Below are 21204 nucleotides of genomic sequence, written 5' to 3' on the forward strand. Positions count from 1 at the left end.
GCGACCCATGAGCGACGACGTCCCGACGTTCGACCACATCGTCATCGGTGCCGGCACCGCCGGCTGCCTGCTGGCCAACCGGCTGAGCGCCGACCCGAGCAAGCGCGTGCTGCTGCTCGAGGCGGGCGGCCGCGACGACTACCACTGGATCCACATCCCGGTCGGCTACCTGTACTGCATCGGCAACCCGCGCACCGACTGGCTCTACAAGACGGAGCCCGATCCCGGCCTCAACGGCCGCTCGCTGCGCTACCCGCGCGGCAAGGTGCTGGGCGGCTGCTCCAGCATCAACGGCATGATCTACATGCGCGGCCAGTCGCGCGACTACGACCACTGGGCGCAGTTGACCGGCGACGACAGCTGGCGCTGGGACGCCTGCCTGCCGGTCTTCAGGCAGCACGAAGACCATCACGCCGGAGCCGACGCCCTGCATGGCGCCGGCGGCGAGTGGCGCGTCGAGAAGCAGCGCCTGCGCTGGGACGTGCTGGACGCTTTCGCGCTGGCGGCGCAGCAGGCCGGCATCCCGGCCACCGCCGACTTCAACCGCGGCAACAACGAGGGCGTCGGCTACTTCGAGGTGAACCAGCGTGCCGGCTGGCGCTGGAACACGGCCAAGGCCTTCCTGCGCCCGACCTGCTACGGCCGGCCGAACTTCGAGCTGTGGACCGGCGCCCAGGTGACGCGGCTGCTGCTCGAGCGTCGCGCCGACGGCCCGCTGCAATGCACGGGCTGCGAGGTCGTGACGCCGCAGGGCCTGCAGACCGTGCGGGCCTCGGGCGAGGTGCTGCTGGCGGCCGGCGCGGTCGGCACGCCGCAGCTCCTGCAGCTGTCGGGCGTCGGGCCCGGCGACCTCTTGCAGCGTCACGGCCTCGGCGTGTGGCACGAGCTGCCGGGCGTCGGCGAGAACCTGCAGGACCACTTGCAGATCCGCGCGGTGTTCTCGGTGCAGGGCGTGAAGACGCTCAACACGCTGGCGAACTCGACGCTCGGCAAGGCCCGCATCGGCCTCGAGTACCTGCTCAGGCGCAGCGGGCCGATGAGCATGGCGCCCTCGCAGCTGGGCGCCTTCACGAAGTCCTCGCCCGAGCGCGCCTGGCCCAACCTGGAGTACCACGTGCAGCCGCTCAGCCTCGATGCCTTCGGCGAGCCCTTGCACGACTTCGATGCGTTCACCGCCAGCGTGTGCAACCTCAATCCGACGAGCCGCGGCAGCGTGCGCATCGTCAGCCCGCGCTTCGAGGACGCCCCGGCGATCGCGGCCAACTACCTCGGCACCGACGAGGACCGTCGCATCGCGGCCGACAGTCTGCGCCTGACGCGCCGCATCGCTGCCCAGCCGGCACTGGGGCGGTACCGGCCGCAGGAGGTTCGACCCGGCGTGCAGTTCCAGACCGACGAGGAACTGGCGCGCCTGGCCGGCGACATCGGCACGACGATCTTCCACCCCGTCGGCACCTGCCGCATGGGCCGCGACGACGACGCCCAGGCGGTGGTCGATGCCCGGCTGCGCGTGCGCGGCGTGAGCGGCTTGCGGGTGGTCGATGCGAGCGTGATGCCGACCATCACCAGCGGCAACACCAACAGCCCGACGCTGATGATTGCCGAGAAGGCGGCGGCCTGGATCGCCGCCGACCACGGGCATCGGCGGACGTGAGCGGCGAAGCTGTCGCCGCAGTGACTCGCCGCACCAACATGCTGCAGGAAAACCCCGATGCCGTGCAGCGGCGCACTCCCTACAGTTCGGCCACTCGCGGCGGGGTTCGCCCCGCCAGGCGGGGGATCGAGGAGACAAGCGAAGAGTGCGGCGGTCTGGACAACCGCCCGTTGTATGGAGATGAGCACAGCGCGGGCCGACCAGCCTTCGCTTGGAGAGCGCCAGTACCCCTGGCGCTCTTTTAGTTTGTGCTTCGCGTTTCGCTGTCCGCCGCCCCGATTCCGGCCCCGCTCCTGTCCGCATGCTCGATCTCTTCACGGTCACCCTCGCGTCGCTGTTCGCCGGCTTCGTCGATGCCATCGTCGGGGGCGGCGGGCTGATCCTCGTGCCGGCGCTGTTCAGCGTCTTTCCCGGCACGGCACCGGCCACGCTGTTCGGCACCAACAAGGGCGCGGCGGTCTGGGGCACGGCCCTGGCCACGTGGCAGTTCTCGCGCCGCGTGACGCTGGCCTGGCATGCCCTGCTGCCGGCCGCGGCTGCGGCGCTGATCGGCAGCTTCGCCGGCGCCTGGACGGTGACCCAGGTGCCGGCCGACGGCCTGCGTCGCGCGCTGCCCTTCGTGCTGCTGGGCGTGCTGCTCTACACGCTGGCCCGCAAGGACCTCGGCCGCATTCACGCACCGCGTCACGGCCCGCGTGCCGAGGCGGCCTGGGCGTCGCTGATCGGCAGCGTGATCGGCTTCTACGACGGCTTCTTCGGCCCGGGCACCGGCAGCTTCTTCGTGTTCCTGTTCGTGCGACTGCTCGGCTACGACTTCCTGCACGCCAGTGCCTCGGCCAAGCTGCTGAACACCGCGACCAACGTCGCGGCGCTGGCGGCCTTCGCGTGGACCGGCCATGTCTGGTGGCACATCGCCCTGGTGATGGCGGTGGCCAACGTGATCGGCAGCCTGGTCGGTACGCGCCTGGCGCTGAAGCACGGCGCGGGCTTCGTGCGCATCGTGTTCGTGTTCGTCGTCACGGCGCTGATCGCCAAGACCGGCTACGACGGCTTCCTGCGATGACCGGCGGCCGCGCGCCGGATCGATCGCGTCGCGCAGAATCGCGGCGCATGACGAGCCTGCCGATCCGCCTTGCCGCAGCCTGCTGCCTGGCCTGGAGCCTGAGCGCTGCCGCATGGGCGGCAGACGACGGCACGCCCCGGCCCTGCCGCGTCGCCGGACTGAAGCACGAGGTCCTGTGCGGCAGCGTCACGCGTCCCCTCGACCCGGCGCAGCCGGAGGGCCGGACGATCGCCGTGCACTTCGTCGTGGTGCCGGCGACGGCGCGCGAGAAGCTGCCCGATCCGGTCTTCTTCTTCGCGGGCGGGCCGGGCCAGAGCGCGATCGCGCTGGCGGGGTCGGTGCTGCCGCTGTTCCAGCGACTCGGCAATCGGCGCGACCTCGTCTTCATCGACCAGCGCGGCACCGGCCGGTCGGCGCCGCTGGAGTGCGAGCGCGACGATGCGCGGCCGCTCGCCTGGCAGCTCGATGCGGAGCGCGCGATCCAGCGGCTGGCCGATTGCCTGCAGCGATTGCGTGCGCTGCCGCACGGTGATCTGCGTTTCTACACGACCACGATCGCGATGGCCGATGCCGACGCCGTGCGTGCAAGGCTCGGCGCCCCGCGTGTCAACCTGGTCGGTGGCTCCTACGGCACGCGTGCCGCGCTGGAGTACCTGCGGCAGTTTCCCCGGCAGGTGCGTCGCATCGTGATCGATGGCGTGGCGCCGCCCGACATGGCATTGCCGGCCAGCATGGGCGAGGACGTCGCGGTGGCCCTGGAGCAGCTGTTCGCCGACTGCGACCGCGAGGCGGCCTGCCGCGCACGCCATCCGCGCCTGCGCGAGCAGTGGCGTGACCTGCTCGCGCGCTTGCCGGTGCCGGCCAGCGTGACCGATCCGGCGAGCGGTCGACAGGTCTCCGTCACGCTGACGCAGGACACGCTGGCCTCGACGGTGCGCGGCCCGCTCTATGCGCCGGCGCTGGCGGCGGCGCTGCCCTACGCGATCGGTGAAGCGGCCGAGGGCCGCTACAGCGCCCTGCTCGGTCTGGCCGGCGGCCTGGGCACGGGCTCGCGCAGCCTGCGGCTGGCCGAGGGCATGCACTTCGCCGTCGTCTGCGCCGAAGACATGCCGCGGGTTGCGGGTGTCGCGCCGGCACCGGGCCTCGGGGCTGCCTTGGCGCGGCCCTATCAGGCGATCTGCACGGGCTTGCCGCCGGCCCGGGTGCCGCCGGAGTTCTATGCGATGCCGCCGTCTGCCGCGCCGGTGCTGGCGCTGAGCGGCACGCTCGACCCGGTGACGCCGCCGCGCCATGGCGCGCGTGCAGTGGAGGCGCTGGGGCCGCAGGCGCGGCATGTGGTGGTGGCGAACGCGGGCCACGGCGTGCTGGCAATCGGCTGCGCGCGCGATGTGCTGCATCGCTTCATCGACGCCACGAGCGACGCCGAGGCGCTGGCGGTCGAAGCCGATTGCCTGGCGCGCCTGCCGCGCCCGCCGGCCTTCGAGCCGCCCCGGCCGGATGCGCTGCTGCCGGGAGCCGCGCGGTGATCCTCGTCGAGGCCCTGCACAAGCGCTTTGCGGCGCCGCGCCGGGGCTGGTTCGCGCGTGCCGCGGCGAGCATCGTGGCGGTCGAGCAGGTGAGCTTCACGGCGACCGATGGCCGCATCACCGGCCTGCTGGGCCCCAACGGCGCCGGCAAGACCACGACGCTGCGCATGATCGCCGGCCTGGTGATGCCCGATGCCGGCACGATCGCCGTCGACGGCATCGACGTGCTGCGCGAGACGCAGGCCGCGCAGCGACGCATGGGCGTGCTGAGCGATGCACGCGGTCTGTACCCGCGCCTGAGCGCGCGCGAGAACATCGTCTACTACGCAAGCCTGCAGGGCATGGCGCGCGACATCGCTCACGCACGTGCCGAACAGCTGGCCGAGACGCTGGACATGAAGCCGCTGCTCGAGCGACGTACCGACGGCTTCAGCCAGGGCGAGCGCATGAAGACGGCGCTGGCGCGCGCGCTGGTGCACGACCCGGCCAACATCATCCTGGACGAGCCGACGAACGGCCTCGACGTGCTGTCGACACGCGCGCTGCGCGAGGCGCTTCGGCACCTGGCCAGCCCCGCCGGTGGCGGCAAGTGCGTCGTGCTGTCGAGTCACATCATGCAGGAGGTCGAGCGCCTGTGCGATGCGGTCGTCGTCGTGGCGCATGGCCGCACGGTGGCCGAGGGCACGGTGGCCGAGCTGTGCGCGCGCACCGGCGAGAACGACTTCGAAGAGGCCTTCGTGAAGCTGGCGTTCGGGCGCGAGTTGACGACGGTCGAGGGAGGAGGGTCTTCATGAGCCGCCGAGCATGGTCGGTGTTCGCCAAGGAGATCGTCGACGCGTTGCGCGACCGGCGCACGCTGATGACCGTGCTGATGAGCTCGGTGCTGATGGGCCCGCTGGTGCTGGTGCTGCTGTCGGGTCTGGTGGCGTCGCTGGAAGAGCGGGCCGAGCGGCGCGTCGTGCTGGCGGTCGGCATGGAGCACGCGCCGAGCCTGCGCAACTACATCGAACGGCAGACCTTCCGCATCGAGGCCGCGCCCGCCGATCACGAGGCGAAGTTGCGCGACTCCAGCCTCGGGGATCCCGTGCTGGTGATCGAACCCGGGTTCGAGGACCGCCTCGCCCGCGGCGACGCACCCACGGTGCTGATCGTCAGCAGCAGCGGCAACCGGCAGGCCGAGGTCGGCACCGGGCGGCTGGAGCGGTTGCTGCAGGGATTCAACCGCGAACGCGGTGCGCTGGCGCTGGCCCTGCGCGCGATACCGACGACGATGCTGCGGGCCGTGGAGGTCGAGGAGCGCGACCTCGCGAGTTCGCGCAGCCGCGCCGCGCAGTTCACGGGCATGCTGCCGTTCTTCGTCATCATGGCCGTGCTGTACGGCGCGCTGAATGCGGCACTCGACACGACGGCCGGCGAGCGCGAGCGCGGCTCGCTCGAGCCGCTGCTGGCCAACCCGGTGTCGCCGATGGCGCTGGTGCTCGGCAAGTGGGGCGCGGTGGCGGCGGTGAGCCTGCTGATCGCCCTGCTCAGCGTGCTGAGCTTCCTGCCGGCGCAGTGGCTGATCCGCAGCGAGACCCTGAGGGCGCTGTTCATCTTCGGGCCGCGCGAGGCGGCGGCTTTCCTGGCGGTGCTGGTGCCGCTGGCGGCGGCACTGTCGGCCGTGATGATGGCGGTCGCGATCCGCTGCAAGAGCTTCAAGGAAGCGCAGGCGAGCAACACGGTGGTGATCCTGGCGGTGTCGCTGCTGCCGCTGGTGGCGCTGTTCAACCAGGGCGGCGAGAAGCCCTGGTTCATCTGGCTGCCGGCACTCGCCCAGCACACGCTGATGAACCGGGTGCTGCGCGGCGATGCGCTGTCGCCGGCCGAGGTGGCGGTGCCGCTCGCGGTGAGCAGCGTGCTGGCGGCCCTGAGCCTCGCGTACATCGCGCGGCACCTGCGTGCCGCGGCGACGCGCTGAGCGGCCGACCCACCGAGCTCGGGGCTTTGCAAGCCTCTCCGGCTTCGAATACCCTTGCCAGCCCGTGCCCGCTCACAGGAGGCGCATGCGCCCCGATTGCAGCCGTCTCGCGCCTGTCGCGCCTCCGTCCGGATCAACCCGGCTGAGTCGGCGCGCCGAAGTCGCGCAGTCTCAGCAGGCCGCGCTTTCGTTGCGCAACGGCAGGTTGCTGCGCCGGCCGGGCCTGCTCGAGCGCATGACGCACCTCGGCCTGCCAGGGCAGGCGATGCACGATGGCGTTGAGATGCGGAGCGACCTCGTGTGCCGTCAGCACTTCGCCTTCGCTGCCGAGCAGTCGCAGGTTGGTGGTCATCATCATCGGGTCGGCGATCGCGACGATGCCGTCAGCGACCTCGATCCAGTCCCACGAGATGCCGGCCGCGGTATCGCCGGCGCGACCCCCCCACACCGACTGACCCATGTTCGGCCAATCGGTGTTGAGTCGGGCCGACACATGTGTGCCAAGGTGCACGAAGTGAAGAGGCGAGTCGCGGCCGGGCTGCCACAATGCAGGCGGCCACGCGCTGATGGTCCATGCAGGCGTCATGATGTCGAATGGGCGGTGGCCCATGAACTGCTTCGATGGTCTGCAGTGTGATCAGCGCGAGCGGTTTTGACAGCTGTAAACCTTGTCAGGGACAACCAGTCGATTCCGTCACGGATCGGGATTGACACCATGCGGAATCGATGAACGGCGGGATGCTGCAAGGCAGCTATCAATCGGTGCTCGACGCGCGAAACCGTGATGAGTTTCGCGGCGAAGTCGTGCGCTTCGCGAAGCAGCTCGGCTTCGAGACCGTGTCGGCGATCACCGTCGTCGATCATCCGGTCGGCGACACCGAGTTCGTCGCGGTCGACAACGCGCCCGATGCATGGCGCGATGCGATCGAGGACGTCGAAGGCATGCGCCTCGATCCGGTGATGCAGCACTGCAAGCGCAACAGCGTGCCGATCATCTGGGACCAGAACACCTACGTTTCGGCCGGGCTCGGCGACATGTGGGAGACGCAGGCTCGGTACGGTTTCCGGTCGGGCGTGTGCCTGGCGCTGCACATGCCGGAGGGGCGCCACTTCGTGCTCGGCGTAGACCGCGACCAGGCCTTGCCGCGTGATCGCGGCGAGGTCACGCGCATCGTCGCCGACCTCCAGTTGTTCGCGGTCCATGCGCAGGACGCCGCGATGCGGGTGCTGGTGCCGGAGCGTCTGCAGCCCGAGCGTCCGAAGCTCACGCCGCGCGAACTCGACAGCCTGCGCTGGACCATGGAAGGCAAGACGGCCTGGGAGGTCGGCTCGATCATGGGCATCTCGGAGCGAACGGCCGTCCTGCATGTCAACAACGCCATGCACAAGCTCGAGTGCACCAACAAGCACCAGGCGGTGCTCAAGGCCTTGCGACTGGGCTTGATCCGCTGATCCGGGCTACACCCTGTTACTAGGGTTTTCCCTACCCCCTGTAAGACTTACCAGTACCCCTCGATCGCGGGGGCTGCTTCAATGCTGTCACTGCATCGCGAGTCGCGATGCGCCACCAGCCAGGAGCAGACCGTGCAAAACTTCCTTCAACTCGTCCTCAAGAGTGTTTCCGGCCAAGCGGCTGCCCCGTCGGCTCCGACCCCCCTGCATCCCAGCCTGCTCGGCAAGGTGGGCGGCGGTGTCGGTGAGGTGGGCGCCCCGCGCAACGGCTGGTAAGCGGGCGAGGTGCCGCGGGCGAGCCCCGCGTTTCCTGAGTTAGCGAGAACGACCGAGCCGCCACGCTGATCCGTGGCGGTTTTGCGCTGATGCCGTCCCTGTTCCGATCCGAGGTCGTCGACGCCCATCGCCATGCCTGGCTGGGCGGCATGCAGCTCATCAGGCCGCTGTCCCTGTCCTTGCTGACTGCCTGCGCAGTCGGCGCTGCCACCATCGTGCTGGCCTATCTGTGGATGGGCGAGTACACGCGCAAGGCACGGGTGCCGGGCGTCCTCGTCCCCGACCGGGGCGTGATCCGGCTGGTGACGCCCGAAACCGCCACGGTCGTCGAACGAACCGCTCGCGAAGGCGCGACGGTCCGGCGGGGCGACGTGATGTTCGTGCTCTCCGTCGATCGTGGGACCGCGTCCGGCGACGCCCAGGCCTCGGTCCAGCAGAGCCTGGCAGCCAAGGAGCGCAGCCTGCAGGGCGCGCTGCAGCAGCAAGCCGATCTCCTCGAAGCGCAGCGCGCGGCGCTGGAGCGTCAGCTGGCCGACCGCCGCAGCGAACTCGTCCAGCTCGACACCGAAGCCAAGCTCCACCGGCAGCGCCTGGCCCTGGCCCGGCAGGCGCTGGCCCGGCTCGAGTCCTTGCTGGCCGACCAGTACATCTCCTCCGCCCAGGTCCAGGCCAAGTCCGAGGAAGTGCTGGCGGTCGAGGCCCAGCTACAGGGCCTGGAGCGCCAGCGCGCCAGCCAGCAGCGGGAGATCGGTACGCTCGAAGCCCAGCGGCGCGAGCTCCCCTTGCGCGCCCAGACCACCAGCGGCGAGCTCGAGCGCGACCTCGCCACCGTGGCCAAGGAGGCGGCCGAAGCCGAATCGAGGCAGCGCATCGTCGTGCGCGCACCGACCGACGGTGTGATCGGCACCGTGCTGGCCGAGCCCGGGCAGTCGGTGTCGCCGTCGGCGGCGCTGGCCAGTCTGGTGCCGGCGGACGCGCGCTTGCAGGCGCATCTTTACGCGCCGTCGAGCGCACTCGGCTTCGTGCGGCCCGACCAGTCGGTGCTGCTGCGCTACGCGGCCTATCCGTACCAGAAGTTCGGGCACCAGCTGGGGCAGGTGTTGCAGGTGTCGCGCACGCCGCTGCAGGCCGGCGAGCTGAGCAACGTGCCGCTGGCCGGCGTGGCCAACACCTACTCGACCGTCAACGGCGAGCCGCTGTATCGCATCACCGTCGCGCTGCAGCAGCAGACCGTCGATGCCTACGGCCAGGCCCAGCCGCTGACGGCCGGCATGCAACTCGAGGCCGACGTGCAGCTCGACCGGCGCCGCCTGATCGAGTGGCTGTTCGAGCCCCTGCTCGGCCTGACGGGTCGGGTCACCGGCGGGCGGACCTGAGCGCCGCGATGCTCGACGCGCTGCGCCTGGGCTTCGGCGGTTCTCGGCTGCCGATGCTGCTGCAGACCGAGGCCGCCGAATGCGGGCTGGCCTGTCTGGCGATGATCGCGTCCCATCACGGCCAGCGCAGCGATCTGCCGACGCTGCGGCAGCGCTTCTCGCTGTCGCTGAAGGGGGCGACGCTGGCCGACCTGGTTCGCATGGCCGGACAGATGCAGCTGAACGCCCGGCCGCTGCGCGCCGAGCTGGCTCACCTGCCACAGCTGAACCTGCCGTGCGTGCTGCACTGGGATCTGAACCACTTCGTCGTGCTGGCCGCGGTCCGTCGCGGTGTCGCCGTGATCCACGACCCGGCGCGCGGCGTGCGCCGCCTGCCGCTGGCGGAAGTGTCGCGACACTTCACCGGCGTCGTGCTCGAACTGACGCCCGGCACCGGCTTCGAGTCGCGCACCGAACGCCAGCAGGTCGGCCTCCGGCAGCTGCTGGGCCCGGTGAGCGGCCTGAAGCGCTCGCTCGCGCAGATCTTCCTGCTGGCGCTGGCCCTCGAGGTCTTCATGCTGCTGGCGCCGTTCTTCCTGCAGTGGGTGGTGGATGGCGCGCTGTTGAGCGCCGACCGCGATCTGCTGCTGACGCTGGCGATCGGCTTCGGTCTGCTGGTGTGCCTGCAGGTCGCAACCGGTGCACTGCGTTCCTGGGCCGTGCTCTACCTGTCGAGCACGTTGAACCTGCAGTGGCTCGGCAACGTGTTCGCCCATCTGATGCGCCTGCCGGTCGCCTGGTTCGAGAAGCGCCACGCCGGCGACGTGATGTCGCGCTTCGGTGCGATCCAGAAGATCCAGCAGACGCTGACGACGAGCTTCATCGAGGCGGTGCTCGACGGCCTGCTGGTCGTGGTGACGCTGGCGATGATGGCGGTGTACAGCCTGGGCCTGACGGCGATCGCGCTCGGCGCGGTGGCGGTCTATGCGCTGCTGCGCTGGACGTTCTTCCGGCCCCTGCGCGAGGCGACCGAGGAGGCGATCGTCCACGAGGCCAAGCGCTCGACGCACTTCCTCGAGTCCCTGCGCGGCGTGCAGGCCATCAAGCTGTTCAATCGCCAGGACGAACGGCGCGCGCGCTTCATGAATCTCGTGGTCGATGCGATGAACGCCGACATCGCGACGCGCAAGCTCGACCTGGCTTTCGGCGTGCTGAACAAGCTCGTGTTCGGCCTCGAGCGCATCGCCGTCATCGGCGTGGGCGCCTTGCTGGTGATGCAGCAGCAGTTCACGGTCGGCATGTTGTTCGCCTTCCTCGCCTTCAAGGAGCAGTTCGCCCAGCGCATCAGCGGCCTCGTCGACAAGCTGGTCGAGCTGAAGATGCTGCGGCTGCAGGGCGAGCGGCTGGCCGACATCGTGCTCGCGACGCCCGAGCCGCAGGCCGACGGGGTCGAGGCGCCGCGCGAGTTCGCGGCACGCATCGAGGTGCAGCAGGTCGCGTTCCGCTACGCCGATACCGAGCCCGACGTGCTGAAGGACTGCAGCCTGGCGATCGAGCCCGGCGAGGCCGTGGCCATCGTCGGCCCGTCGGGGTGCGGCAAGACCACGCTGGTCAAGCTGATGCTGGGCATCCATGCGCCGCAGGCCGGCGAGATTCGCGTGGGCGGGGTCGCGCTGGCGCAGCTCGGCCTGTCGCGCTGGCGCGCCATGATCGGCACGGTGATGCAGGACGACCAACTGTTCGCCGGCTCGATCGCCGACAACATCGCCTTCTTCGACGTCCAGCCCGACAAGGCCTGGATCGAGGAGTGTGCGCGGCTGGCCTGCGTCAACGACGAGATCGAGGCGCTGCCGATGGGTTATCACACGCTCATCGGCGACATGGGTGCCAGCCTGTCGGGCGGGCAGAAGCAGCGCATCCTGCTGGCGCGCGCGCTGTACAAGCGGCCGCAGATCCTGTTCCTCGACGAGGCGACCAGCGCGCTCGACGTCGATCGGGAGCGCCTCGTGAACCAGGCGATCCGCGGGCTCAGCATCACGCGCGTGATCGTCGCCCACCGGCCCGAGACCATCGCCGCGGCCGGCCGGGTGATCGTGCTGCAGGGCGGGCGGGTCGCGCAGGACTTGCGCAGCGTCGGTGGCGGCACGGACGCCGCGTCATCCGGCCCGAACTGACTGGCGCCGTCCGCAGGCGCGGCAGGCGGGCTATGCCGGTGATTGCCATCACCCCATCGCCACGAACGGCCGATAGCCACAGAATATCGGATCGCAGAACTTCATTCGTGAGGCAGAGATGGCCAAGTCCGCCAGCTTCGGCGTCATGCACATCGGGATCGCCTTCGGGGTGAGCTACGCATTGACGGGCAGCGTCACGATCGCCGGCGCCATCACCGTCATCGAGCCGCTGGTCAACACCGTGGCCCATTACTTCTTCGACCGCTACTGGGACCACCCGGCGTTCCAGGCGCTGCGTGCCCGCTGGGCCGGTGCGCTGCCGTCGCTGGCGCGGGCCTGAGGCCTGGCCTCCGTCAGAAGTGCGCCAGATAGCCGCCGTCCACGGCGAGCGTCTGGCCAGTGATGTAGCTGGCTGCCGGCGACGCGAGGAACACCACCGCGCCGGCGATCTCGGGCGGCTGGCCGCCGCGGCCCAGGGACGTGCGCTGCCGCAGCCACTCGACCGTTCGCGGGTCCGCGGCGAGGCTGGCATTGGTCTCGGTCGCGAAGAAGCCGGGCGCCACGGCGTTGACGTTGATGCCCCGCGTGCCCAGCTCTGCCGCGAGCGCCCGCGTCAGCGCGTCGAGGCCGCCCTTGGCGGCGGTGTAGACCGCGTCGCCGTCGCGTGCGATCGGGCCTGCGATCGACGTGATGTTGACGATGCGCCCGCCGGCCGGCATCAGGTGTGCCGCGCGGCGCGCCAGGTCGAAGGGCGCCACCAGGTTCACGTCGAGCAGGCGCCGCACGTCGTCGAGCGAGAACGCGTCGAGTGCGCGCCGATCGCGCTGGCCCACGTTGTTGACGAGCACGTCGAGCCGGCCGTGACGCGCGGCGATGCGCTCGAAGGCCTGCGTCGCGGCGGCCTCGTCGGCGACGTCGAAGGGCAGGGCGTGCAGTTCGCCGGGCGGGTGTTCGCCGGCCAGTGCCGCCACCGCGCGCTCGAGGGCGCCTGCGTCGCGGCCGTTCAGCCAGACCCGGGCGCCGGCCAGCGCCAGGCCGCGCGCGATCTCCAGGCCCAGACCGCGAGCGGCGCCGGTGACGAGTGCGACACGATCGTTCAGCGAGAAGGGTGAGCTCATGCTTGCGGTGCGGCGGCGAAGCAGCCGCGGCATTGTCGCCGCGCGGCGCGCAGGGTCTGCGGCGACGACGGCCGACTGCTTAAAATTTAGGCTTCGGCACGGCGACTCCTTCGCCGGCGCCTGGCGGCGATCCCCCGCCGCAACCCAGGACCCGAGATGCTCTATCCCCAGGAGTTCGATGTCATCGTCGTCGGTGGCGGCCATGCCGGCACCGAGGCGGCGCTCGCCGCTGCGCGCATGGGCTGCACGACGCTGCTGCTGACGCACAACATCGAGACGCTCGGCCAGATGAGCTGCAATCCGTCGATCGGCGGGATCGGCAAGGGGCATCTCGTCAAGGAGGTCGACGCCCTCGGCGGCGCGATGGCATTGGCGACGGACGAGGCGGGTATCCAGTTCCGCATCCTCAATGGCTCCAAGGGACCGGCTGTCCGGGCGACCCGGGCCCAGGCAGACCGCGTGCTCTACAAGGCGGCGATCCGGCGACGCCTGGAGAACCAGCCGGGCTTGTGGATCTTCCAGCAGGCGGTCGATGACCTGATGCTGGAGGGAGACCGTGTCGTCGGTGCCATCACACAAGTGGGCATACGCTTTCGTGGAAAGTCAGTGGTGCTGACGGCCGGCACTTTCCTGGATGGGCGCATCCATGTGGGATTGGAGAACTACAGTGCGGGCCGAGCGGGCGATCCGCCGGCGCAGCGGCTGTCGGCGCGACTGAAGGAACTGGCCTTGCCGCAGGGACGGCTCAAGACAGGTACGCCGCCGCGCATCGACGGTCGGACGATCGCCTTCGAGCGACTGGTCGAGCAGCCCGGGGACCTGGAGCCGGTGCCGGTGTTCAGCTTCATGGGCGACTGCGCGATGCATCCGCGGCAGTTGTCGTGCTGGATCACCCATACCAACCAGCGTACGCACGAGATCATCCGCAGCGGCTTCGATCGCAGCCCGATGTTCTCGGGCGTGATCGAAGGGGTGGGGCCGCGCTACTGCCCGAGCATCGAGGACAAGGTCAATCGCTTCGCCGACAAGGACTCGCACCAGATCTTCCTGGAGCCTGAAGGCCTGACGACGAACGAGTTCTATCCGAACGGCATCTCGACCTCGCTGCCTTTCGACGTCCAGCTGGCGGCGCTGCGGTCGATGCCGGGCCTCGAGGGGGCGCACATCCTGCGCCCCGGCTATGCCATCGAGTACGACTACTTCGACCCGCGTGGCCTGAAGTCCAGCTTCGAGACCCGCGCGGTGGCCGGCTTGTTCTTCGCCGGGCAGATCAACGGGACGACGGGTTACGAGGAGGCCGCAGCCCAGGGGCTGTTCGCCGGGCTGAACGCCGCCTTGTCGGTGCGAGGCCAGGCTGCATGGCTGCCGGCGCGGGATCAGGCCTACCTCGGGGTCCTGGTGGACGATCTGGTCACAAAGGGCGTGACCGAACCCTACCGCATGTTCACGAGCCGCGCCGAGTTCCGGCTGCAGCTGCGCGAGGACAACGCCGACCTGCGTCTGACGGACGCCGGGCGGCAACTGGGCCTGGTCCACGACGAACGCTGGGCGGCTTTCAACCGAAAGCGCGATGCTGTTTCACGTGAAACCGAGCGCCTGAAGTCGACCTGGGTGAATCCGAGAATCCTGCCGGCCGACGAGGCGGAGCGTCTGCTGGGCAAGGCGCTCGAGCACGAATATTCGCTGACCGATCTGCTGCGCCGGCCCGGCGTCGGTTTCGACGTCGTCGCCGAGATCGCGCGGCTCGCCCAGCCGCGGCGGACCGCCCCCGGCGCCGAGGCTTCTGCACCGACCGATCGCGCCGCCCTGAGAGGCGAGTTGGGCGGCCCGCTCGCTGACGCCGTGATCGAGCAACTGGAGATCGCGACCAAGTACGCCGGCTACATCGACAAGCAGAATGACGACGTCGAGCGAGCGTCGCACTACGAAAACCTGCGCCTGCCCGACGCCTTGGACTACCGCGAGGTCGCGGCCTTGAGCCACGAGGTGCGGCAGAAGCTCCAGACGCAGCGGCCGCAGACTCTCGGTCAGGCTTCTCGCATCTCGGGCGTGACCCCGGCCGCGATCTCGCTGCTGCTGGTCCATCTGAAGAAGGGCCGGTTCCACGGATTCGTCGCCAAGGACCGCTCCGGTGCCGCCGCATGAGCGGTGTCGCTGACGATCCAGGGCTGGCAGCGCGGCTGCGTGACGGGGCCGAAGAGCTCGGGATCGCGCTGGACACGGCTCAGCAGCAGCAGCTGTTGCGTTATCTGTCGCTGATCGTCCAGTGGACCCGCGTCTACAACCTCACCGCCGTCCGCGATCCTGCGCAGATGCTGACGCAGCATCTGCTCGACAGCCTGGCCGTGGTCGCTCCCTTGCGCCGGATGACGGGCGGCCGGCCGGCGACTTTGCTCGATGTCGGCAGCGGCGCGGGCTTGCCGGGCATCGTCGTCGCAGTGGCTTGCCCCGAGATCTCGGTGACCTGCGTCGACGCGGTCGGCAAGAAGGCGGGCTTCATCCGGCAGGTCGGGGCAGAGCTTGGGCTCGAGCATCTTGTCGCCGTGCATGCGCGCGTCGAAGACGTGACCGGGCAGTGGGACATCGTCGTGTCTCGGGCTTTCTCGTCGCTGGAAGACTTTGCCCATCTGACGCGGCGCGTGCTGGCCCCGGGCGGGCACTGGATGGCGATGAAGGGGCGCGCTCCCGACGACGAACTGGCAGTTCTCCCGTCCGACATCGTTGCGTTTCACGTGGAACCGCTGCGGGTTCCCGGTCTCGACGCCGAACGCTGCATCGTCTGGATGCGTTCCAGCTTGACCGCAGCATGAATAGACCAGAAAATTCAACCAGTCTGTTTTCTGGTTTGAATTCTGCCCGCTATGCCCCGTTCCAGCGTCGGCGCCTTCGAGGCCAAGACCCATCTTTCGGCCCTGCTCGAACGGGTCGAGCATGGGGAAGAGTTCGTGATCACGCGGCACGGCCGGGCGGTCGCGCGCTTGCTGCCCGCGGCGCCATCGGCCGACCCGTCGGTGGCCGATGCCGTGGCCCGGCTGCGCGAGCTGCGCGCCAGCTTGAACCTGGGTCCGGCCGACTGGCAGGCCCTGCGCGGCCCGAATCGCGCCCCATGAGCGCCGTGGTGCTCGACGCAGCCGCGGCGCTGGCCTGGTGCTTTGCCGACGGCCCCGGCGCGACCGGCGATGCGCTGCTGGACCGCGTCGCCCGCGATGGCGCGGTGGTGCCGGCGGTGTGGCACGTCGAGCTCGCGAAGCTGCTGCTCGCGGCCGAGCGCGATGCGCGGATGACCGCCGCGCAGGTCAGCAGCGTCGTCGACAGCGTCGGGCGCCTGCCGATCAGCATCGAGGGCGTCGCGACGCCGCGGCACTGGAACGACGCCCTGCATCTGGCGCGGCAGCACGGCCTGGCCGTGCACGAGGCCTGCTACCTGGACCTGGCCATGCGTCGCCGGTTGCCGCTGGCCACGCCCGTCGTCGAGCTGCAGCGCGCCGCGCGCGACAGCGGCGTCGACCTGATCGAACTCTGACTCCCTCGCGACGCATGGCCAAGATCTTCTGCATTGCCAACCAGAAAGGCGGCGTCGGCAAGACGACCACCGCCGTCAATCTCGCGGCCGGCCTGGCGCATGTCGGGCAGCGCGTGCTGCTGGTCGACCTCGATCCCCAGGGCAATGCCACGATGGGTTCGGGCATCGACAAGCGCGCGCTGGAGCTGTCCGTCTACGACGTGCTGCTGGAGTCCGCGTCGATCGCCGAAGCCCGGCGGCGCGCCGACAAGGCGGGCTACGACGTTCTCGGCGCGAACCGCGAGCTGGCCGGCGCCGAGGTCGAGCTGGTGGCCCTCGAGCGGCGCGACCAGCGGCTCAAGACAGCGCTGGCGGCGACGGACGCCGAGTACGACCTCGTGCTCATCGATTGCCCGCCTTCGCTCAGCCTGCTGACGCTGAACGGCTTGTGCTCCGCGCACGGCGTGGTGGTGCCGATGCAGTGCGAGTACTTCGCGCTCGAGGGCCTGTCGGACCTGGTCAACACCATCAAGCAGGTCCACGCGAACCTCAATCCGGAGCTGCAGATCATCGGCCTGCTGCGCGTGATGTTCGACCCGCGCATCACGCTGCAGCAGCAGGTCAGCGAACAGCTGAAGGCGCACTTCGGCGACAAGGTCTTCGACACCGTCATCCCGCGCAACGTGCGCCTGGCCGAAGCCCCCAGCTATGGCTTGCCGGGGGTCGTGTTCGACCCGCAGTCCAAGGGCGCGCAGGCCTTCGTCGAGTTTGCGCGCGAGATGGTGGCGCGGGTGGCCCAGCTGCGCTAGGAGGCGGCGCTGGCCTCGCACGTGCCGCCGCTGCCGGGTCTGTCGCTGGACTTCGATGCCAGCCTGCTCGCGCGCATCGAGGACGCCGGGCTCAACGCCTCGGCCCCGCCCGAGCAGCGCGTGCTGGGCGGTTGGGTGCTGCGGCTGTCGCCCGGCAAGGCCAAGCGCGCACGCTGCGTGAACGCGCTCGCGGTGGGCCGCCTGCCGCTCGAGGAACTGCTGCAGCGGGCCGAAGCGAGCTTCGCGCGGGCCGGGCTGCCGTTCATCGTGCGCATCACACCGTTCTCGCAGCCGGCGGATCTGGATGCGCGACTCGCGGCCCGCGGCCTGCCGCGCTTCGACGACACGCGGGTCATGGTCCGCATGCGACTCGACCCGACCCGGCCGATGGCGCTGCCGCCGGCCTGCGAGCTCGAGACCCCGGGCCACGGCAGCTTCGCCGACTTCGTCGGCCAGCTCCGCGGGTCGCCGCTCGCGCAGCGGCAGGCGCATGCCGAGCGGCTGCGGGCCTCGCCGGTGCCGTACACCGGGGTGCTGCTCAGGCGCGCCGGGCAGGCGCTGGCCTGCGGGCAGATGGCGATCGAGGACGACCTCGTCGGCCTCTACGACGTCTTCACCGCGCCCGACGCGCGCGGCCAGGGCCTGGCGACGGCCCTGTGCACACACCTGCTGGCGCTCGCGCGGTCTCGCGGGGCGGCCTGCGCCTACCTGCAGGTCGACGCCGACAACGACCCGGCCCGAAGGCTGTACCGCCGACTCGGCTTCGAGGACGCCTACGCCTACCACTATCGCGGCAGCGATGCGGCGCTCGCCTGACGCTGACGGGAAGGGCGGCGCCCCGCAGCCGAGGGGCGCGGCGTGCGAGGCACTGCCTAGAATCGCGCCCGGCCACCGCCACGACGAGACCCACCCTCCCATGCAGCACGCAGTACCGGATCGATCGGCAAGCTCCGGCACGCGGCGGGCCTGGGCTGCGCTGGCGACGGTCGTTCTCGTCGCCGGCTGCGGCGGAGGCGGTGGCGGCGGGAGCGCCGCATCGTCGCCGGCGCTCGCTGCGTCGGCCGACGCGCAGCACTGTTCGGCCAGCAACCCCTTCCGCTTCGATGCGACTGCAGCCACCAGCCCCGGCGACCTGGCGACGGAGAAGCGCTGGCTGCGCGCCTACATGGACGCGGCCTACCTCTGGTACCGCGAGATCCCGGTCGTCGACGCAGCGGCGCCCTCCTTCAGCGCCGACACCGCCGCGGGCTTCTACCCGTCGATCGACAACTACTTTGCGGCGTTGAAGACGCCGCAGGTCACCGTCAGCGGACGGGCCAAGGACGAGTTCAGCTTCACTTACCCGACGCGTCTGTGGCGGCAGCTCTCGCAGTCGGGCATCACGCTCGGCTACGGCATCGAGTGGAGCCTGCAGTCGGCGGCGCCGCCGCGCAACATCCGCATCGCCTACGTCGAGCCCAGTTCGCCGGCCGCGGACGCCGGCCTGCAGCGCGGCGACACGCTGGTGTCGGTCAACGGGGTGTCGGCCGACGACGGCACGGATGCCGGGGTCGAGTTGCTGAACGCGGCCCTGTTCCCGACGGCCGTGGGGACCTATGGCTTCAACTTCAGCCGCAACGGCAGCGCCCTGCCGGCGCAGGTCTTCACGGCCGGCTACATCGTCAAGCAGCCCGTGCTGCAGACGCAGGTTCTCGACGTCGGAGGCCAGCGCGTCGGCTACATCGTGTTCAACGATCACGTGATCCCGTCGGAGGCGCAGCTGATCGCCGCGGTCCAGACGCTGGCGGCGGTCGGCGTGAGCGACCTGGTGCTGGACCTGCGCTACAACGGCGGCGGCTATCTCTACATCGCCAGCGAGCTGGCCTACATGATCGCCGGCCCGGCGCGCACGGCCGGCAGGGCGTTCGAGCGCCTCCGGTACAACGACAAGCGCAGCGCCGAGAACGTCACCGAGCCCTTCCGCAACGTCTCCTGCCTGCTGAACAGCAGCTTCAACTGCACCTCGGTCCAGCCGCTGCCGACGCTGGATCTCGGCCGCGTCTACGTGCTGGCGAGCGGCTCGACCTGCTCGGCCAGCGAGTCGCTGGTCAACAGCCTGCGCGGCGTCGATGTCGAGGTCCATCTGATCGGCGGCCGCACCTGCGGCAAGCCCTACGGCTTCACCGCCCGCGACAACTGCGGCATCTCCTACTTCCCGATCGAGTTCCAGGGCGTCAACGACAAGGGCTTCGGCGACTACGCCGACGGCTTTGCGCCCGCCTGCGAAGCGGGGGACGACCTGAGCCAGCCGCTCGGTGCCGCGACCGAAGGCCAGCTGGCCGCGGCGCTGTACCTGCGCGCCAACGGCAGCTGCGCGCCGCCGGTCGCGGTCACGACCGGCAGCACGACGGCGCGCGCGCGCCTGATGCTGCGCGGCCCGGCGCGCGAGAACCGCATCTTCGCGCCGCAACTGCGCTGAGCTGCCGCATGCCCGGGTCTTCCGCTGCGCTGCGCGTGCTGCTGCTGCCGGGCTGGCAGAACTCGGGCGATGCCCACTGGCAGAGCCGCTGGGAGCAGCTGTACGGCGACCATCGCGTCGACCAGAGCGACTGGATGACGCCGCGCCGAGGCGACTGGATGGCGCGGCTGGAAGAAGTGCTGCTCGAGTCCGAGCCGCCGGTCCTGCTGGTGGCCCACAGCCTGGGCTGCCTCCTGGTAGCGGCCTGGGCCGCGCACACCCGCCAGGCCGGTCGCGTGCGCGGCGCGCTGCTCGTCGCGCCGCCGGACGTCGAGCGCGAGGACATGCCGCCGCAGCTGCACGGCTGGAGACCGATCGCGCGGCGGCCCTTGCCGTTCGCAGCCACGACCGTGATCAGCACCGACGATCCCTACTCCAGCGCTGAACGGGCCGGCGCGCTGGCCGAGGCCTGGGGCGCCAGCCTCGTCGTCGCCGGACCGCGCGGCCATCTCAACGGCGAGTCCGGGCTGGGCGACTGGCCCGAGGGACGGTCGCTGCTGACGGCCTTGCGCTGAGCGGCGGCCTCGGAGCCCCGCAAGCCGCCCCGCTTGTCGGGGACAATGAAGCGCATGGTCACCAAGAAACCCAAAGGCCTGGGGCTCGGCCTCGAGGCCCTGCTCGGGCCCAAGGCGCAGGACAAGCCGGCGGCGTCGGCCGCCGAGGCCGCGCCGAGCGCGCTCAAGCTCGATCGCCTGCAGGCCGGCAAGTACCAGCCACGCACCCGCATGGACGAAGCCTCGCTGCTGGAGCTGGCCGACAGCATCCGCAGCCAGGGCGTGATGCAGCCGATCCTGGTGCGGCCGGTGGGCGACCCGAAGCAGGGCCGCTACGAGATCATCGCCGGCGAGCGCCGCTACCGTGCCGCGCAGATGGCCGGGCTGGGCGAGGTGCCGGTGCTCGTCAAGGACGTGCCCGACGAGTCGGCGGCGGTGATGGCGCTGATCGAGAACATGCAGCGCGAGGACCTGAACCCGCTCGAGGAGGCGCAGGGGCTCAAGCGACTGACCGACGAGTTCGGCCTGAGCCACGAGCAGGCCGCCCAGGCCGTCGGCCGATCGCGCAGCGCTGCCAGCAACCTGCTGCGGCTCTTGAACCTGGCAGAGCCGGTGCAGCAGATGCTGCTGGCCGGTGACCTGGACATGGGGCACGCCCGTGCGCTGCTGGCGCTGGACAAGGCGTCGCAGATCACCTCCGCGCACGAGGTCGTCGCCAGGCGCATGACGGTGCGCGATGCCGAGAAGCTGGTGGCCCGCGCCGCCGCGCCCGGCCGGCAGACCCAGCTGCTGCGCGGCAAGCAGGCCAAGTCGCGCGACATCACGCGACTCGAGGAAGAACTCTCCGACCTGCTGACCGCAGCGGTCGAGGTGCGCGTCAAGAAACGCACGAAGCGCGGCGAACAGGGCGAAGTGGCGATCGCCTTCGGCTCGCTCGACGAGTTGTCGGGACTTCTCGACAAGTTGCGCGCCGGCCGCTGAGCCCGCGCACGCTGTCACACCCGCGCCAGCGCGGGACGGTGAACCCGTGACGCGTGTCGCGCGTTGATGCAGACAGACGCCGGTTCGTCGATCGACGGAACCACCCCCGCGCGCCGGGGCTCCCAGACCACGGCTGGCGTGAAGCGCCGGAAAGGGGCATGCTAGTTGCAAGGGCCGGCCTCATGGGGCATCGTTCCGACAGCCAGGCAAAGACCCCGCTTCTGTTGCCCTCGGGGACGACAAGGATGCATGATCGTTGACACCGATCGATCGATGAAACCACAGGCAGCGCTGCACAGTGGCCTCCACCCCCGGCCGACCACGTGGCGACGCCGCCTCCTGACCC

At 70.4% G+C, this 21204-nt stretch carries 20 protein-coding genes; 18 read left to right on the forward strand and 2 right to left on the reverse strand.

Annotated features, from left to right (window positions below):
* Window positions 1-7: 7 nt before the first annotated feature.
* The 5 genes from QZV97_RS07015 (at window position 8) to QZV97_RS07035 (ending at window position 6200) form a co-directional block, all read left to right on the forward strand.
* The gene (locus QZV97_RS07015; RefSeq protein ID WP_295640549.1) at window positions 8-1654 is read left to right on the forward strand and encodes a GMC family oxidoreductase N-terminal domain-containing protein; all 1647 of its coding nucleotides are present in this window, start codon (window positions 8-10) and stop codon (window positions 1652-1654) included.
* 301 nt (window positions 1655-1955) lie between these two features.
* Window positions 1956-2717, forward strand: coding sequence for a TSUP family transporter (locus QZV97_RS07020; protein ID WP_295640551.1), 762 nt, complete (start codon window positions 1956-1958; stop codon window positions 2715-2717).
* A 47-nt stretch (window positions 2718-2764) separates the two neighbouring features.
* Window positions 2765-4243 (forward strand): alpha/beta fold hydrolase, encoded by a 1479-nt coding sequence (locus QZV97_RS07025; protein ID WP_295640552.1) that lies wholly within the window; start codon window positions 2765-2767, stop codon window positions 4241-4243.
* Window positions 4240-5037, forward strand: a complete 798-nt coding sequence (locus tag QZV97_RS07030) for an ATP-binding cassette domain-containing protein (protein WP_295640554.1) — start codon at window positions 4240-4242, stop codon at window positions 5035-5037. The genes QZV97_RS07025 and QZV97_RS07030 overlap by 4 nt, the downstream gene beginning before the upstream one ends.
* Entirely contained in the window at window positions 5034-6200 is a 1167-nt protein-coding gene (locus QZV97_RS07035; protein WP_295640556.1) for an ABC transporter permease, read from the forward strand. The genes QZV97_RS07030 and QZV97_RS07035 overlap by 4 nt, the downstream gene beginning before the upstream one ends.
* Before the next feature lie 133 nt (window positions 6201-6333).
* On the opposite strand, the gene QZV97_RS07040 is transcribed toward QZV97_RS07035, so the two are convergent.
* Window positions 6334-6660 carry a hypothetical protein gene (locus tag QZV97_RS07040; protein ID WP_295640558.1) on the reverse strand — a complete coding sequence of 109 codons (327 nt, stop codon included), beginning with the start codon at window positions 6658-6660 and terminating at the stop codon, window positions 6334-6336.
* 266 nt (window positions 6661-6926) lie between these two features.
* Here QZV97_RS07040 and QZV97_RS07045 point away from each other — a divergent pair, with 266 nt between their 5' ends.
* From QZV97_RS07045 to QZV97_RS07060, 4 genes are all read left to right on the forward strand, one after another.
* Window positions 6927-7652, forward strand: coding sequence for an autoinducer binding domain-containing protein (locus QZV97_RS07045; protein WP_295640560.1), 726 nt, complete (start codon window positions 6927-6929; stop codon window positions 7650-7652).
* Between the two features lie 365 nt (window positions 7653-8017).
* Window positions 8018-9304 carry an HlyD family efflux transporter periplasmic adaptor subunit gene (locus QZV97_RS07050; RefSeq protein WP_295640562.1) on the forward strand — a complete coding sequence of 429 codons (1287 nt, stop codon included), beginning with the start codon at window positions 8018-8020 and terminating at the stop codon, window positions 9302-9304.
* Between the two features lie 8 nt (window positions 9305-9312).
* A complete protein-coding gene (locus QZV97_RS07055) occupies window positions 9313-11457 on the forward strand; it encodes a peptidase domain-containing ABC transporter (protein WP_295640564.1) in 2145 nt (714 codons plus the stop codon).
* Between the two features lie 118 nt (window positions 11458-11575).
* Entirely contained in the window at window positions 11576-11797 is a 222-nt protein-coding gene (locus tag QZV97_RS07060; protein WP_295640566.1) for a DUF2061 domain-containing protein, read from the forward strand.
* 13 nt (window positions 11798-11810) lie between these two features.
* Here the strand turns inward: QZV97_RS07060 and QZV97_RS07065 are convergent, their stop codons facing one another.
* A complete protein-coding gene (locus QZV97_RS07065) occupies window positions 11811-12575 on the reverse strand; it encodes an SDR family oxidoreductase (RefSeq protein WP_295640568.1) in 765 nt (254 codons plus the stop codon).
* A 156-nt stretch (window positions 12576-12731) separates the two neighbouring features.
* Between QZV97_RS07065 and mnmG the strand changes: the two genes are divergently transcribed.
* The 9 genes from mnmG to QZV97_RS07110 all read left to right on the forward strand — a co-directional run bounded on the left by mnmG (window position 12732) and on the right by QZV97_RS07110 (window position 20858).
* Window positions 12732-14720, forward strand: coding sequence for a tRNA uridine-5-carboxymethylaminomethyl(34) synthesis enzyme MnmG (mnmG, locus tag QZV97_RS07070; protein ID WP_295640570.1), 1989 nt, complete (start codon window positions 12732-12734; stop codon window positions 14718-14720).
* On the forward strand, window positions 14717-15385 hold the full coding sequence (gene rsmG, locus QZV97_RS07075) for a 16S rRNA (guanine(527)-N(7))-methyltransferase RsmG (protein WP_295640572.1): 669 nt from the start codon (window positions 14717-14719) through the stop codon (window positions 15383-15385). The genes mnmG and rsmG overlap by 4 nt, the downstream gene beginning before the upstream one ends.
* Before the next feature lie 51 nt (window positions 15386-15436).
* Complete coding sequence (locus QZV97_RS07080) at window positions 15437-15685, forward strand: type II toxin-antitoxin system prevent-host-death family antitoxin (protein WP_295640574.1); 249 nt, start codon at window positions 15437-15439, stop codon at window positions 15683-15685.
* Window positions 15682-16098 carry a type II toxin-antitoxin system VapC family toxin gene (locus QZV97_RS07085; protein ID WP_295640576.1) on the forward strand — a complete coding sequence of 139 codons (417 nt, stop codon included), beginning with the start codon at window positions 15682-15684 and terminating at the stop codon, window positions 16096-16098. The genes QZV97_RS07080 and QZV97_RS07085 overlap by 4 nt, the downstream gene beginning before the upstream one ends.
* Before the next feature lie 14 nt (window positions 16099-16112).
* The gene (locus QZV97_RS07090) at window positions 16113-16886 is read left to right on the forward strand and encodes an AAA family ATPase (protein ID WP_295640578.1); all 774 of its coding nucleotides are present in this window, start codon (window positions 16113-16115) and stop codon (window positions 16884-16886) included.
* 21 nt (window positions 16887-16907) lie between these two features.
* Window positions 16908-17702: a GNAT family N-acetyltransferase gene (locus QZV97_RS07095; protein ID WP_295640580.1), complete on the forward strand. Its 795-nt coding sequence runs from the start codon at window positions 16908-16910 to the stop codon at window positions 17700-17702.
* A gap of 100 nt (window positions 17703-17802) precedes the next feature.
* Window positions 17803-19344, forward strand: a complete 1542-nt coding sequence (locus tag QZV97_RS07100) for a S41 family peptidase (protein ID WP_295640582.1) — start codon at window positions 17803-17805, stop codon at window positions 19342-19344.
* An 8-nt stretch (window positions 19345-19352) separates the two neighbouring features.
* A complete protein-coding gene (locus QZV97_RS07105; RefSeq protein ID WP_295640584.1) occupies window positions 19353-19898 on the forward strand; it encodes an alpha/beta hydrolase in 546 nt (181 codons plus the stop codon).
* Window positions 19899-19952: 54 nt separating this feature from the next.
* Window positions 19953-20858, forward strand: a complete 906-nt coding sequence (locus QZV97_RS07110; RefSeq protein ID WP_295640586.1) for a ParB/RepB/Spo0J family partition protein — start codon at window positions 19953-19955, stop codon at window positions 20856-20858.
* Window positions 20859-21204: the final 346 nt, after the last annotated feature.

Origin of the sequence: uncultured Methylibium sp. (assembly GCF_902826655.1) — a bacterium.
Taxonomy (GTDB): domain Bacteria; phylum Pseudomonadota; class Gammaproteobacteria; order Burkholderiales; family Burkholderiaceae_C; genus Methylibium.

What these genes read in the sequence shown, in the direction of transcription:
- QZV97_RS07110 (WP_295640586.1), top strand. Translation starts at nt 19,953, where the DNA reads ATGGTCACCAAGAAACCCAAAGGCCTGGGGCTCGGCCTCGAGGCCCTG.
- mnmG (WP_295640570.1), top strand. Translation starts at nt 12,732, where the DNA reads ATGCTCTATCCCCAGGAGTTCGATGTCATCGTCGTCGGTGGCGGCCAT.
- rsmG (WP_295640572.1), top strand. Translation starts at nt 14,717, where the DNA reads ATGAGCGGTGTCGCTGACGATCCAGGGCTGGCAGCGCGGCTGCGTGAC.
- QZV97_RS07055 (WP_295640564.1), top strand. Translation starts at nt 9,313, where the DNA reads ATGCTCGACGCGCTGCGCCTGGGCTTCGGCGGTTCTCGGCTGCCGATG.
- QZV97_RS07105 (WP_295640584.1), top strand. Translation starts at nt 19,353, where the DNA reads ATGCCCGGGTCTTCCGCTGCGCTGCGCGTGCTGCTGCTGCCGGGCTGG.
- QZV97_RS07060 (WP_295640566.1), top strand. Translation starts at nt 11,576, where the DNA reads ATGGCCAAGTCCGCCAGCTTCGGCGTCATGCACATCGGGATCGCCTTC.
- QZV97_RS07025 (WP_295640552.1), top strand. Translation starts at nt 2,765, where the DNA reads ATGACGAGCCTGCCGATCCGCCTTGCCGCAGCCTGCTGCCTGGCCTGG.
- QZV97_RS07100 (WP_295640582.1), top strand. Translation starts at nt 17,803, where the DNA reads ATGCAGCACGCAGTACCGGATCGATCGGCAAGCTCCGGCACGCGGCGG.
- QZV97_RS07040 (WP_295640558.1), bottom strand. Translation starts at nt 6,660, where the DNA reads ATGGGTCAGTCGGTGTGGGGGGGTCGCGCCGGCGATACCGCGGCCGGC.
- QZV97_RS07065 (WP_295640568.1), bottom strand. Translation starts at nt 12,575, where the DNA reads ATGAGCTCACCCTTCTCGCTGAACGATCGTGTCGCACTCGTCACCGGC.
- QZV97_RS07085 (WP_295640576.1), top strand. Translation starts at nt 15,682, where the DNA reads ATGAGCGCCGTGGTGCTCGACGCAGCCGCGGCGCTGGCCTGGTGCTTT.
- QZV97_RS07050 (WP_295640562.1), top strand. Translation starts at nt 8,018, where the DNA reads ATGCCGTCCCTGTTCCGATCCGAGGTCGTCGACGCCCATCGCCATGCC.
- QZV97_RS07020 (WP_295640551.1), top strand. Translation starts at nt 1,956, where the DNA reads ATGCTCGATCTCTTCACGGTCACCCTCGCGTCGCTGTTCGCCGGCTTC.
- QZV97_RS07045 (WP_295640560.1), top strand. Translation starts at nt 6,927, where the DNA reads ATGAACGGCGGGATGCTGCAAGGCAGCTATCAATCGGTGCTCGACGCG.
- QZV97_RS07090 (WP_295640578.1), top strand. Translation starts at nt 16,113, where the DNA reads ATGGCCAAGATCTTCTGCATTGCCAACCAGAAAGGCGGCGTCGGCAAG.
- QZV97_RS07080 (WP_295640574.1), top strand. Translation starts at nt 15,437, where the DNA reads ATGCCCCGTTCCAGCGTCGGCGCCTTCGAGGCCAAGACCCATCTTTCG.
- QZV97_RS07015 (WP_295640549.1), top strand. Translation starts at nt 8, where the DNA reads ATGAGCGACGACGTCCCGACGTTCGACCACATCGTCATCGGTGCCGGC.
- QZV97_RS07035 (WP_295640556.1), top strand. Translation starts at nt 5,034, where the DNA reads ATGAGCCGCCGAGCATGGTCGGTGTTCGCCAAGGAGATCGTCGACGCG.